Annotated in this window: 12 protein-coding genes; 3 read left to right on the top strand and 9 right to left on the bottom strand. The window is 53.2% G+C overall.

Features of this window, described 5'->3' with window-relative positions; translation table 11 throughout:
• Positions 1 to 106: 106 nt before the first annotated feature.
• Together ABLU87_RS13765 and mtnC are read right to left on the bottom strand one after the other, a co-directional pair.
• Entirely contained in the window at positions 107 to 649 is a 543-nt protein-coding gene (locus ABLU87_RS13765) for an acireductone dioxygenase (protein ID WP_004848741.1), read from the bottom strand.
• On the bottom strand, positions 646 to 1,335 hold the full coding sequence (gene mtnC / locus ABLU87_RS13760) for an acireductone synthase (protein WP_014837800.1): 690 nt from the start codon (positions 1,333 to 1,335) through the stop codon (positions 646 to 648). The genes ABLU87_RS13765 and mtnC overlap by 4 nt, the downstream gene beginning before the upstream one ends.
• Positions 1,336 to 1,529: 194 nt before the next feature.
• On the opposite strand from mtnC, the gene ABLU87_RS13755 reads away from it, so the two are divergent.
• Positions 1,530 to 2,675 carry a pyridoxal phosphate-dependent aminotransferase gene (locus ABLU87_RS13755; protein ID WP_162934460.1) on the top strand — a complete coding sequence of 382 codons (1,146 nt, stop codon included), beginning with the start codon at positions 1,530 to 1,532 and terminating at the stop codon, positions 2,673 to 2,675.
• Here ABLU87_RS13755 and ABLU87_RS13750 read toward each other — a convergent pair whose 3' ends face one another.
• The 3 genes from ABLU87_RS13750 to ABLU87_RS13740 form a co-directional block, all read right to left on the bottom strand.
• Entirely contained in the window at positions 2,676 to 3,305 is a 630-nt protein-coding gene (locus ABLU87_RS13750; protein WP_032748682.1) for a ParB/RepB/Spo0J family partition protein, read from the bottom strand.
• Complete coding sequence (locus tag ABLU87_RS13745) at positions 3,290 to 4,513, bottom strand: DUF3440 domain-containing protein (protein ID WP_122117885.1); 1,224 nt, start codon at positions 4,511 to 4,513, stop codon at positions 3,290 to 3,292. Before ABLU87_RS13745 ends, ABLU87_RS13750 begins: the two co-directional genes overlap by 16 nt.
• A 104-nt stretch (positions 4,514 to 4,617) precedes the next feature.
• Positions 4,618 to 5,529 (bottom strand): LysR family transcriptional regulator, encoded by a 912-nt coding sequence (locus ABLU87_RS13740; RefSeq protein WP_046876570.1) that lies wholly within the window; start codon positions 5,527 to 5,529, stop codon positions 4,618 to 4,620.
• Between the two features lie 869 nt (positions 5,530 to 6,398).
• On the opposite strand from ABLU87_RS13740, the gene ahpC reads away from it, so the two are divergent.
• Together ahpC and ahpF are read left to right on the top strand one after the other, a co-directional pair.
• Positions 6,399 to 6,962: an alkyl hydroperoxide reductase subunit C gene (gene ahpC, locus ABLU87_RS13735; RefSeq protein WP_002894394.1), complete on the top strand. Its 564-nt coding sequence runs from the start codon at positions 6,399 to 6,401 to the stop codon at positions 6,960 to 6,962.
• A gap of 169 nt (positions 6,963 to 7,131) precedes the next feature.
• Positions 7,132 to 8,697, top strand: a complete 1,566-nt coding sequence (gene ahpF, locus ABLU87_RS13730; protein ID WP_004848755.1) for an alkyl hydroperoxide reductase subunit F — start codon at positions 7,132 to 7,134, stop codon at positions 8,695 to 8,697.
• A gap of 76 nt (positions 8,698 to 8,773) precedes the next feature.
• Here ahpF and uspG read toward each other — a convergent pair whose 3' ends face one another.
• From uspG to dcuC, 4 genes are all read right to left on the bottom strand, one after another.
• On the bottom strand, positions 8,774 to 9,202 hold the full coding sequence (gene uspG / locus ABLU87_RS13725; protein ID WP_004100140.1) for a universal stress protein UspG: 429 nt from the start codon (positions 9,200 to 9,202) through the stop codon (positions 8,774 to 8,776).
• Between the two features lie 199 nt (positions 9,203 to 9,401).
• A complete protein-coding gene (gene rnk, locus ABLU87_RS13720) occupies positions 9,402 to 9,812 on the bottom strand; it encodes a nucleoside diphosphate kinase regulator (RefSeq protein WP_032748687.1) in 411 nt (136 codons plus the stop codon).
• Positions 9,813 to 9,967: 155 nt separating this feature from the next.
• Complete coding sequence (rna, locus tag ABLU87_RS13715) at positions 9,968 to 10,762, bottom strand: ribonuclease I (protein ID WP_049084005.1); 795 nt, start codon at positions 10,760 to 10,762, stop codon at positions 9,968 to 9,970.
• Positions 10,763 to 10,854: 92 nt separating this feature from the next.
• Positions 10,855 to 12,228 (bottom strand): anaerobic C4-dicarboxylate transporter DcuC, encoded by a 1,374-nt coding sequence (gene dcuC, locus ABLU87_RS13710; protein ID WP_014228392.1) that lies wholly within the window; start codon positions 12,226 to 12,228, stop codon positions 10,855 to 10,857.
• Between the last annotated feature and the right edge of the window lie 96 nt (positions 12,229 to 12,324).

The following is a 12,324-nucleotide window of genomic DNA, read 5'->3' as shown; positions in this document are numbered from 1 at the left end:
TATCGCCGTTTGCGGGTCGGGTAGCCCGGACAGGCGCGTTACGCGCCGCCTCCGGGAAAGCGCCTTGAGAGTGATGATAAGCCTGTTCACCCGTTGAATCGCGGCGTTACGCCAGCCGCGGGTAGGCGCTGGCGATATCGTCGCCGGTAAACTGGGCAATCCAGCCTTCCGGGTTGTCGAAGATGCGGATGGCGGTGAAGTTGGGCTCCGAGCCCATATCAAACCAGTGCGGCGTGTGCGCCGGAACGGAAATCAGGTCGTTCTTTTCACAGAGCACCTGGAATACCTCGTCGCCAATATGCAGGCAAAACAGGCCGGCCCCCTCGACGAAGAAGCGCACTTCGTCTTCCCCGTGGGTATGCTCGTTGAGGAATTTTTCCCGCAGCGCCTCTTTCTGCGGATTATCCGCACGCAGGCTGATCACGTCCCAGCTCTGGTAACCCTTCTCAGCCACCAGCTTATCAATCGCATGCTGATAGGCGGCAATAACCGTTTCTGAGGCTGGCGCCGCGCCTAAATCGCGGTCGGCCTGCCAGCGCTCGAAGCGGACGCCTTTGGCGTTGAGCTGCTGCTGGATCTCTTCGGCGTTCGTGCTGTGCCAGAGAGAGTTTTGCGGGTCTTTCACGGAAAAAATGGTTAATGCGCTCATGCTGGGATCTGCTCCGGATGAATATCGTCAAAACGCTGAACCTGCGGATGGTGGCTGGCCGGGTCACGGTCGCCGCGCACCAGCTGTAGGGTGCGGAAGCCGGCCTCTTCGGCGGCATCCAGCTCCTGATGGATATCGGACAGGAACAGGATGGCGGCAGGAGGCTGTCCCAGCTGCTCAGCAATATTGCGGTAGGACTGCGCTTCGCGCTTGGCGCCTACCAGGGTATCGAAATAGCCGTTAAACAGATGAGTAATATCACCTTCGTCGCTGTAGCCAAATAACAATTTCTGCGCGGCGACAGAGCCTGAGGAATATACATATAAATCAATACCCTGTGACTTCCATTTTTCCAGCGACGGCAGGACGTCAGGATACAGGTGGCCGGTGAAGTCGCCATTGACGTAGCCTTCGCGCCAGATAATCCCCTGGAGCGCCTTGAGGGCGGTGGATTTGCGGTCTTCATCCATAAAGGCGAACAGGGTAGCAATAAGCTGCTCGACGCTGGCCGCCGGTTGGGCGATCTCTTCGCGCAGGTTATCGAGAATGGTCTTTACCGGATCGACAAACTGCTGGGCGGTCACGAAGCCGGCCAGGCGTTCGCGAGCGTACGGGAACAGGACGTTGTGGACGAAGCGAATGTCGCTGGTGGTGCCTTCAATATCGGTCACGATAGCGCGGATCATGAGTTCTCCAGAGTGAGCGGTAGGTCGTGCTGACGGTGGCGTTGTGCTGCTCGCTGTTTTCCACTCATAAGCATAAGCGAAATAACATTATCATTTAGACGTCTAAGCGTCTTGATTGCCAAATATTAACATCGTGTTATAGTGGCTTCAACAACAGCATCACAGACGGTACAAAAAGAATGAGCAATAAGCCACTGATTCCTGAGAGTAAACTTCCTTCACTGGGCACCACGATCTTTACCCAAATGAGCGCTCTGGCCCAGCAGCATCAGGCGATTAACCTGTCGCAGGGGTTCCCGGATTTCGATGGTCCGCGCTATCTGCAGGAGCGTCTGGCGCATCACGTGGCGCAGGGGGCGAATCAGTACGCGCCGATGACCGGCGTGGCCGCGCTACGCGACGCCATCGTCGATAAAACGGAAGAGCTGTACGGCTACCGTCCCGATGCCAACAGCGACGTGACCGTTACCGCCGGCGCGACGGAAGCGCTGTATGCGGCGATTACCGCGCTGGTACGTTCCGGCGACGAAGTCATTTGCTTTGACCCTAGCTATGATAGCTACGCCCCGGCGATTGAGCTGTCGGGCGGCGTGCTGAAGCGCATTGCTCTCCAGCCGCCGCATTTTCGCGTTGACTGGCAGCAGTTCGCCGCGAGCCTCAGCGACAAAACCCGGCTGGTTATCCTCAATACGCCGCACAACCCGTCAGCGACGGTATGGCAGCGGGAAGATTTTGCCGCGCTGTGGCAGGCGATTGCCGATCGTGAAATCTATGTGCTGAGCGATGAGGTTTACGAACATATCTGCTTTGCCGCCGAAGGGCATGCCAGCGTGCTGGCGCATCCGCAGCTGCGCGAGCGGGCGGTGGCGGTCTCTTCATTCGGTAAAACGTTTCATATGACCGGCTGGAAGGTGGGCTACTGCGTGGCGCCTGCCGCTATCAGCGCCGAGCTGCGTAAAGTGCATCAGTATCTGACCTTCGCCGTCAACACCCCCGCTCAGCTGGCGATCGCCGATATGCTGCGCAGCGAGCCGGAGCATTATCGCCAGCTGCCGACGTTTTACCGCGAGCGGCGGGACCTGTTTATTGATGCGCTGCGCGCCAGCCGTCTGGAAATTTTGCCCTGCGAAGGGACCTACTTCCTGCTGGCGGACTACAGCGCGGTCTCCGATCTGGATGATGTCAACTTCTGCCGCTGGCTCACCACCGAGATCGGCGTCGCGGCGATTCCGCTGTCGGTGTTCTGCGCCGATCCGTTCCCGCATAAGCTGATACGCCTGTGCTTCGCCAAACAGCCAGCCACGCTGCTGGCTGCGGCGGAACGACTGTGTCGTCTGTAGTTATTTAACGGTCCACGCCTGAGAAAATTGACGGTCGCTGAACATCTCCACCAGGCCGTTGATTTGCTTCAGGCGCAATACTTCGTCTGAGTCCATCCCTAACTCTTTGCCGATTTTCTCGTCACACCAGCCGAGATGCGCCAGCTCCTGGACGATTTCCGACATCGCATGAATCTGATGACGTCCGCGCGCCCGGTTGTGGCGGATGGTGGCGGCCATCAGAGAATCACGCCCGGGGCTGCTCTTTTCCAGGCAGGTGACGGGAAGGTAGCCTTTCAACCGTTTTTTCAGCGCCGCTCTGCCGCTCGCCAGCTCATGACGGTGAAAACCGTCGATAATGGAATAGCGCTCCTGATCCTGTTTCACTACCACAATGGGCTGCGTGAAGCCGTCCGTTTCCAGCGAGGTGAACAGCAGGCGTTTTTCCGGTGGAGCAAGGTTATTTGGGTTGTAATCATTAGGCAAAACGGCGTCCTGTTTTACCCACAATACGCAGTCAACCGGTTGTGATTTGAAGGGGCTATATTCATGCAGAATCTGGCGAAAGGCGTTAAGCGCAGTAATCTTTTCCTCTTCATCTTCCAGCGATTGTAGATAGCGTTCGAGATCCTGGATTAATTGTCGTTGCATAGTATTCCCCATTGCTGGCGCTTCTTATTCATCCGTTCGCGATAGCGTTTATATTGCGTTGCTTTGGTCGGGCTGAAAGAGAGCTGGCGGCACCAGTAATCATTGTTCAACAGAACCTTACAGATGCGCCGCCAGGACGGGACGTCTTTCGAGCCAATATCCGCCGGTTGCGTGTCCGGAATATCCATCATTCCCTTTTTTTGGTACCAGTGAAGATAGACGGCGATTTTATTGCGGTAATGTTCCGCCGTTTTCTCCGGCATGCTGTCGAGTAAAAACAGGGCGAAGCTTTTCCAGGTATGATGCGCGGGTTTATCCAGCTTACGATGGCCGTAGAACTGATTATCGTGACCGGCGTAGACCCCGCCGCAGTGGACGCCGCTGACGCGCTGGCACATGGCGGCCCAGCGTTCAGGCTCCAGCACATGGTAGAGCCACAGCCCCTGGCGCTGCTCCGGGCCAAAGGGTTCGCAGATACGCATATAGCGCAGCGGTACGCCTGCCTGATACATCAGGTTATAGAGCGGGTTGTAGGAAAGGCCGCTTTTACCGAACCAGGTCCAGATATCGGCGGTTTTCCAGTCGTAGATAGGGTAGATGTACCACGCGTGTCCGCCCGGCGCGGAGGTGGTCCAGGGTTTATCGTCGGCGAAGCGAAGCTTGCGCTGCGAGGAGATGGTGATAAACCGATTTAACGATTCATCGGCGCGGATGCCAATCATTATCGCCGCGGGACGATTTCGCGAAAACCAATCGGCAAATTCGCGAACGAACGTTTCAAAACTCATGCCCGATTGATAAAACGGGAAAAAGCCGGGATCGGTAATCGCGTCCTCTGGCGGTTGGCGCACCCAGCGCGCGCCGGGTTCCCAGCACTGCCATTCGGGATGATATTGGGTCAGAGAGTTCTGGGTGGTGAGAGGCAACGCGACCCAGAAAAATTGCTCAATAACGTCGCGATACTCTGCGCGCATCTTTTCACAATGCGCAATGGTGCAGGAGAACTGCGCTTCCCAGTCGACAAACAGGACGCAAATCTTTTTGCCTGTACGGCGGGCCTGCTGCGCCGTGAGATGCAGCATGGTTGTAGAATCTTTACCGCCAGAAAAAGAGACGCAAATACGGGAGAAGTTTTCCATTACCCATTCTATTCGCTGCTGACTGGCCTGCAGAACGGACTCGGGTAATGGAAGTTTTATAAAAGACACAGCCATTATTCCTTTAATTCTTAAAGATACTGTGTACTTATATCATATTTATTTCTTAATCAAGCGATTAGTTATCATTCATCAATTAAATCAAATGGCTTAAATTATTCAATAATATTATTCTTTTCGCACTCGTCGATAAAGTTTGCAAAGTTCGGGTCGTCAAGGTTTACCCGATTGTAAATCATATAAATAGCGATGGAGGGGATCTTAAATGGCGCCTCTATAATTTTAAATTTATTATGGAAACTGATGTGCTCTAAAATACAGGTAGGCACAAAACCAATAATATCAGTTTGCTGAATAACATTAAGGATAGCAGTGTATGAGTCGCTACTGAAAGAAATTTTTCTATCAGAAAGTATGCCGGCAGCCTGGCTTTGAAAAGACTTCGTTCCCTGATCGTTACAAATATAATAAGTAAAGCGCTCCTGCAGTATGGCTTTCGTCGTTGTTAGCAATGCCAGCCGTGGATGATTTTCGCTACAAACCAGTGAAATGTCCAGCTCCTGGATACGTTTACACACCGTGGCTCGCGATGACAGGGGGGTGGTGCTGAATATCAGGTCGGCTTTACGGTAGGCCAGCAGGCTTTCTACCGACTCTCCTGACGCCAGCAGGTCATGATGTTCAACGTGAAGGTTTGAATCATCTAATAACATATGGATCAGGCTGGTTGTTTTAGGGGTAATAAAAAGCTGCGGCGCATAAACAACCAGACGTTTCTTTAATTCAGAACGATTGGTGAGATAAATAGTTTGTTCTAATTGATTAAGATTTTTTTCAAGATGATGGTGGAGATTAACCCCTACGGTGGTAGGCGTAATTCCTTTACCTGAACGAACGAATAGCGGGTCATTCAGCTGGGTGCGTAGCCGCTGTAGCGACTGACTGACGGCAGAAGGCGTAATGAATAGCGTTTCCGCCGCTTTACTGATGCTTAAATGCTGGTAAATGCATTCGAAAATAACGAGTAGGTTCAGATCAAATTTCTTGAGATCGTAAAGATTAGCCATTATCAACGTCCTGTTAAGCTGGCGGTATGGAAAATAGGTGACTATATGTCTGTATTATATTCATTGTGTGAATATTTGTTTCTTATTATTTAATGCAGGCGCCGTTATTAAGTTTATCTAAATATATACCAGCGTTGCGCATTCTACCAGATCCTTTTGTGTACCGCTGAAGGCAGGGGAGGAGGTCATTTATAAATACTTACCTTGCCCCGCTTATCATCTGTAGTTTTTCTTTAAGGGGAAGCCCGAACGCTTGTTGAAGTCTATTGGGTTATTCATATTATAAATTACTGATCCGCGTGTGGCACTGAGGGTGTTCATCAACCGTGGGCGGTAATTAAATATTTTTATTCTCCGGCTTTCGCTGGTCCTGCGGGCAAGTATGGCAATTGGAAGAGCGGCAGTGGTGACCGTCTGCATCGCGCTAACGCGGGAAACATGTCAGAAAGAACGGGCGTTTCGACATGGTGATGCCCGGGGAAATCACCGGAATAGGTATGGGGAGCGGTAAAACCTATTACAGCCATAGGTAAGACCTGCCGCCGCGTGGATTGCCCTTTCGTTCAACGGGTGATGTAATCCCTTAGCTGTTACATTAAGGTGTAGAGCGCAACACATTGCCAGCTACTGGCGCTGAACCTACCTGCGGGTGTTTCAGGTAACGGGGCCGCCTGCGAGGGCGGCCTTTTTACTTTTCAGCGCATATAATGCGAAACGCGGTAGAAGATTGCCATCGCGTTGACAGGTTCACAAAGTTGTCTTGTTCCGGTTGTTAGATAACGCTTATTGATTCGATAATGCAAACGCATTGGTCGAGTCAGGAAAAATTCGTTAACTTAGACCTCAACGAAAACACGGAGGAAGTATAGATGTCCTTAATTAATACCAAAATCAAACCTTTCAAAAACCAGGCGTTCAAAAACGGTGAATTCATCGAAGTTACCGAGAAAGATACTGAAGGCCGCTGGAGCGTCTTCTTCTTCTACCCGGCTGACTTCACCTTCGTTTGCCCGACCGAACTGGGCGATGTGGCAGACCACTACGAAGAACTGCAGAAGCTGGGCGTAGACGTTTACTCCGTCTCTACCGACACTCACTTCACCCACAAAGCGTGGCACAGCAGCTCTGAAACCATCGCGAAAATCAAATACGCGATGATCGGCGACCCGACTGGCGCCCTGACCCGTAACTTCGACAACATGCGTGAAGATGAAGGCCTGGCAGATCGTGCCACCTTCGTTGTTGACCCGCAGGGTATCATCCAGGCTATCGAAGTTACCGCTGAAGGTATCGGCCGCGACGCGTCTGACCTGCTGCGTAAAATCAAAGCAGCTCAGTACGTAGCTTCTCACCCAGGCGAAGTGTGCCCGGCTAAATGGAAAGAAGGTGAAGCGACTCTGGCTCCGTCTCTGGACCTGGTCGGCAAAATCTAAATTTCCATCGTCTTTCACGCCAACGCAGCTATGGCGTGAAATACTTGGGAAATTATTTCAGTCATGGGCGCACCGGCGCCCATTTCATTCCAACACCATGATGCAAGCGTATTCAGGCTGCCCGGACGAGGCCGCTTGCATGATGATGTTTTAAGCCCAGGAGATAAAAATGCTCGACACCAACATGAAAACCCAGCTCAAGGCTTATCTTGAGAAGCTGACCAAACCTGTTGAGCTGATTGCCACGCTGGATGACGGCGCTAAATCGGCAGAAATCAGGGAACTGCTGGCTGAAATTGCTGAACTGTCAGATAAAGTTACCTTCAAAGAAGATAACGGCCTGGCGGTGCGTAAGCCGTCATTCCTGATTACCAATCCCGGCTCCAGCCAGGGGCCGCGCTTTGCCGGCTCTCCGCTGGGACATGAATTCACCTCTTTAGTTCTGGCTCTGCTGTGGACCGGCGGTCATCCGTCAAAAGAAGCGCAGACCCTGCTGGAGCAGATCCGCAATATCGACGGTGATTTTGAGTTCGAAACCTACTATTCGCTTTCATGCCATAACTGCCCGGATGTGGTTCAGGCGCTGAACCTGATGGCGGTACTGAACCCGCGCATCAAGCACACGGCGATTGACGGCGGAACGTATCAGAATGAAATCACCGAACGCAACGTGATGGGCGTACCGGCGGTATTTATGAACGGTAAGGAATTTGGTCAGGGTCGCATGACGCTGACGGAAATCGTTGCCAAAGTGGATACCGGCGCGGAAAAACGCGCGGCGGAAGAGCTGAATAAACGTGAAGCCTATGATGTGTTAATCGTCGGCTCCGGCCCGTCCGGCGCAGCGGCAGCCGTTTACTCCGCGCGTAAAGGCATTCGTACCGGCCTGATGGGTGAACGCTTTGGCGGCCAGGTGCTGGATACCGTTGATATTGAAAACTATATTTCCGTACCCAAAACGGAAGGCCAGAAACTGGCTGGCGCATTAAAAGCGCACGTCAGCGAATACGATGTTGATGTGATCGATTCTCAGAGCGCCTCCAGACTGATCCCGGCGACGGTTGAAGGCGGCCTGCATCAGGTTGAGACCGCCTCCGGCGCGGTGCTGAAAGCGCGTAGCGTTATCATTGCCACTGGCGCGAAATGGCGTAACATGAACGTGCCGGGTGAGGATCAGTATCGTACCAAGGGCGTGACCTACTGCCCGCACTGCGACGGCCCGCTGTTTAAAGGTAAGCGCGTGGCGGTTATCGGCGGCGGTAACTCCGGTGTGGAAGCGGCAATCGATCTGGCTGGCGTTGTTGAACATGTTACTCTGCTGGAGTTCGCGCCGGAAATGAAGGCCGACCAGGTTCTGCAGGATAAAGTCCGCAGCCTGAAAAACGTCGATATCATTCTCAACGCGCAGACCACGGAAGTGGTGGGCGACGGTAGCAAAGTCACTGGCCTGCAGTACCGCGACCGCGTGAGCGGCGATGAGCATCACGTGGCGCTGTCGGGGATCTTCGTGCAGATCGGTCTGCTGCCGAATACCAACTGGCTGGAAGGCGCGATTGAGCGCAACCGCATGGGTGAAATCATCATTGATGCGAAATGTGAAACCAACGTGAAGGGCGTTTTCGCTGCCGGCGACTGCACGACCGTTCCGTACAAACAGATTATTATCGCCACCGGCGAAGGTGCGAAGGCGTCCTTGAGCTCGTTCGATTACCTGATTCGCACTAAGACTGCATAATTCATAATAAAGTAAGACCAAACCTGCACAGCAAAGAGGCTACCCTGGGGTAGCCTCTTTTTTTACCTTACTGCCGCTACCTGACCACCATCACCGGAATATGCGCATGGCGAATCACGCTTGAGGCGTTGGAACCCAGCAGATGGGTGCTGATCGAAGGGTTGCGGGAGCCTATCACCACCACATCGGCTTTAATTTCATTGGCCAGTTCATTGACCATATCGCGCACGTTGCCAAAGCGGACGTGCATTTTGATTCGCGACGGGTCAATGCTGAAATGGCCGGCCATCGTTTTCAGGCGCGTTTCTGCTTCATGCTGCAAATGCTCTTCAAAGCGGCGCAGATCGGCGGTAAAACGACTCATCGTGAAGCTTGATGAACCGGGCAGTACGTGGAGAAGATGGATAACCCCGTCCTGCTGGGCTAAAAACTCCGCATGGCGAACGGCTTTATCGCTTAACTCCATTTCAAAGACATCAACGGGCATAATGATGGTTTTATACATATGCATTCCTCCTTGTTCGTCTGCTTTTATATCAACACATTATAGGAAAGTATTGTGCCATTCAGGTCGCAAAATTGTCAGAACGGTACGAGGGTGGCGTAAAAGTTTGTCAAAAGAGAGGAGAAGAGCGAAAGATGCAGAAAGAGGATGCAGTCACATCCTCTGGATAAAGCGCGAAACGCTTCAGGCAGCGGGGAGATTAACGGTGGAAATCGCCAGCGGCCTCCGGCTGATACAGCAATTCCAGCACTTCAAGGTGCGTTGAGGTGCCGCCCGGTAATTCCCAGTGAATGGTGCTGCCGACTTTGAGGCCCAGCAGGGCTGCGCCAACCGGCGCCATCACCGAAAGCTGGGTGGCGCTATCCGTGACCTGCGCCGGGAAAACCAGCGTGCGGATGCGCTCTTCACCGGTGGTTAAATCGCGAAATCTGACCTGGCTATTCATGCTGACAACATCATGCGGCATGGCTTCCGGGGCCAGCATCTGCGCGCGGTCGAGCTCGTCATTCAGCGCGTCCGCTACCGGTGAGTTGGCGAAAGCCGGTTGTTCCAGCAGCCTGTCGATGCGTTCTGCATCCAGTTCATTAATGATAATTGCGGGTCTGGTCATCTCATACTCCATGTTATCCAGGAACCTGTCCGTAAAAGAAAACCCTCACCGAAAATGGCAAGGGTTAATGTCCTCTCATCATACTGAGACTTGCTGGTGGTTTGAAGTGATTAAACGCACATTCATCAACGAACCATAGCGAAGTTGTATGAAATCTAGCCGGCTTTATCCAGCAGAAATTGCTTACCGCAGTTCCCCGGATGGGGTTGGGGTAAGAATGAATCAGCGGAGAGAGGGGCATTAATGGCCGCGGCTTTGATGGAGATTTGCATCTCAGTCAGATAGGCGGGGTTGCCGTTGCAGGTTAACTTGAAAGCCCTGACGTTCTGTTTTCCATAGGCTTCAGCAACCGCGGCGTTGAAGTCATCCCGGCTAACGGTTTGCCCATAGTGCCTGGCCAGGAAAGCGCCCAGATGGCTCTGTTTGATCTCGCCGTTCAGGCGCACCATGGTGCCGAAATAGTTGTCAGGATCGAAACCAAAGCAAACGCCATGCTTGGCGTATTCATAACGTTCGAGACATGAGTTACCGCCCGAACCCGGCATCACGCCGTTAAGCTTATTGGCCATTTCCAGCGAGAGCCCGGTTTCAGCCGCCCGACATTTTTGCCCGGCTTTTGCTTCCGGCATATTGGGAACAGGGCGGGTCGCACAGCCAAAGCGCATCCAGCGGCGCTCGTCCACCCCGCGCACGGCAATAGATTTTGGCAGGCTCGGCCACAGGCCGTGAACGGTGAGAAAATCGGCTTTATTGCTGAGTTCCTGCTGCAGGCGGCACTCTTCCGGTTCGCTGCGGTTTCGGTCTTGCATACTTTGGCAGAACCCCGTTTGCCAGGAGAGAGCCAGCACGTAGCGGTCAAAATCACCGTATTGCGTGGCGATCAGCGGATCTGCGCTGACCTGGGCGGCGCTGAGCAAAAGGGCAATGGCAACGAAATCCTTCCTGAACATTTTTATTCCTGATGACAAATGGTCATTGATAACATTGAGTTATTAAAGCATAAAAAAGGCGCCAACAGGCGCCTTTTCACACGGTTTCAGCGTTAGCGGATTGCGCTGCCGGGAACCAGAACTTCGGTGGCGATAATCACCACTAACAAACCAACCAGCACCGGGACAGAGGTCCGTTTCACCACTTCGAACGGCGAAATTTTTGCCATCCCGGCCACGGCGACCACCACGCCGGAGACCGGAGAAATGGTTCGGCCAAGGTTAGATGCCTGCAGCATCGGGATCGAGAGATAAGCCGGATTGATGCCGGAAGAGTGCGCCAGCTTCGGGATCATCTCAACGAAAGCATAGAAGGGGGCGTTACCGGAACCGGTGGTCATCGCCGCCAGCATGGTCAGAATGACCAGCACCAGCATCAGAATGATACTGGCGGAGCCGAACGACGTGGCGATAGAGATCAGACCGTTAATAAAGCCAATGGTACTCAGCCCCTGAGCAAAGACGCCGGCGGCCACCAGCAGCATCACCACACCGGCAAACGCGTCAGCCATGCCGCGATACGCCGCTTCCAGGCCATTGAACACATTTTTAGTGTTAAAGCCGCGGCAGAATTCCAGAACCGCCGCCAGCAGCATGCAGAGCACAAGAATGGTGATGATGTGCAGCTCCGGGCCCCATTTGCCGTCGAAAATCAGTACGCCGATTATCGGCGTAAACGGCAGAATGGCGTAGAAAGCGGGGGCGGTCGTGGTTATCTCGTTTACATCGAGCATTTCATGGGCGACGTTTTCTTTTTTATCCAGGTAGCGCTGCCAGAAAAAGTGAGCGATCGCCATGCTGATAATGGCCACAATAGAAATAGGCAGCGTGGTTTTAAAGGCAAAGTCAATCAGCGGCATTTCGGCGGCTTTGGCGGCCAGCACGACATCCCCGGAAGTGGGGGAGAGAATAATCGCTGCCGGAGAAGCGCAGATAGCGGCGGCAGCGCCGCGGCTGATGCCCACATTGACCATCACCGGGAACAGTGTCGCCATCAGCAGTACTCCCAGACCGGTAGCGGAGGAGACGGCCAGCGACATCAGGCAGGCAACGAAATAAGCGGCGATCATCAGTAGATAGGGGGAGTTAATGAAGCGCAGCGGTTTTGACGCCAGCTTCACCACCATGTCATTGGCGCCGATGTGCGTCATATAAGTCGCGAAACCGCAGAGCATCATGATCATCATGCCGAGGTCGCCGCCGCGGCTCATCAGCAGTATCTTAATATATTCAACGATATCGGTTGCAGAGTAACCGGTGCTCTTTGCGTCGCCTGGTAAAACCTTATGCCCCATCAGCGCGCTGGCGATGAGTAATACTAAGCCACCGACGAACAGCACGCCGGTGGCGGAATAGCCTTTAATGATATAGCGGGCGACGCCCACAATGACCACAATCCCAATCAGGATCTCTACTAGCGTAAGCATTCTTTTACCCCTAAACCATTAACCCAAAGAATCTACTAATAAATGAAGCGAAGAAAAAATTTAGTGAGGGAATGTGCCTAAAAAACGGGCAAAACT

The organism is Klebsiella sp. CB_Kp196 (assembly GCF_040061575.1).
GTDB classification, from domain to species: Bacteria; Pseudomonadota; Gammaproteobacteria; order Enterobacterales; family Enterobacteriaceae; genus Klebsiella; species Klebsiella michiganensis.
Note: the sequence above shows the minus strand (reverse complement) of the source record. Positions and strands in the feature narration are given on the sequence as shown.

Coding starts and splice junctions, on each gene's coding strand:
- ABLU87_RS13765 (WP_004848741.1), bottom strand. CDS start 649: ATGAGCGCATTAACCATTTTTTCCGTGAAAGACCCGCAAAACTCTCTC.
- mtnC (WP_014837800.1), bottom strand. CDS start 1,335: ATGATCCGCGCTATCGTGACCGATATTGAAGGCACCACCAGCGACATT.
- ABLU87_RS13750 (WP_032748682.1), bottom strand. CDS start 3,305: ATGCAACGACAATTAATCCAGGATCTCGAACGCTATCTACAATCGCTG.
- ABLU87_RS13740 (WP_046876570.1), bottom strand. CDS start 5,529: ATGGCTAATCTTTACGATCTCAAGAAATTTGATCTGAACCTACTCGTT.
- ahpC (WP_002894394.1), top strand. CDS start 6,399: ATGTCCTTAATTAATACCAAAATCAAACCTTTCAAAAACCAGGCGTTC.
- ahpF (WP_004848755.1), top strand. CDS start 7,132: ATGCTCGACACCAACATGAAAACCCAGCTCAAGGCTTATCTTGAGAAG.
- uspG (WP_004100140.1), bottom strand. CDS start 9,202: ATGTATAAAACCATCATTATGCCCGTTGATGTCTTTGAAATGGAGTTA.
- rnk (WP_032748687.1), bottom strand. CDS start 9,812: ATGACCAGACCCGCAATTATCATTAATGAACTGGATGCAGAACGCATC.
- rna (WP_049084005.1), bottom strand. CDS start 10,762: ATGTTCAGGAAGGATTTCGTTGCCATTGCCCTTTTGCTCAGCGCCGCC.
- dcuC (WP_014228392.1), bottom strand. CDS start 12,228: ATGCTTACGCTAGTAGAGATCCTGATTGGGATTGTGGTCATTGTGGGC.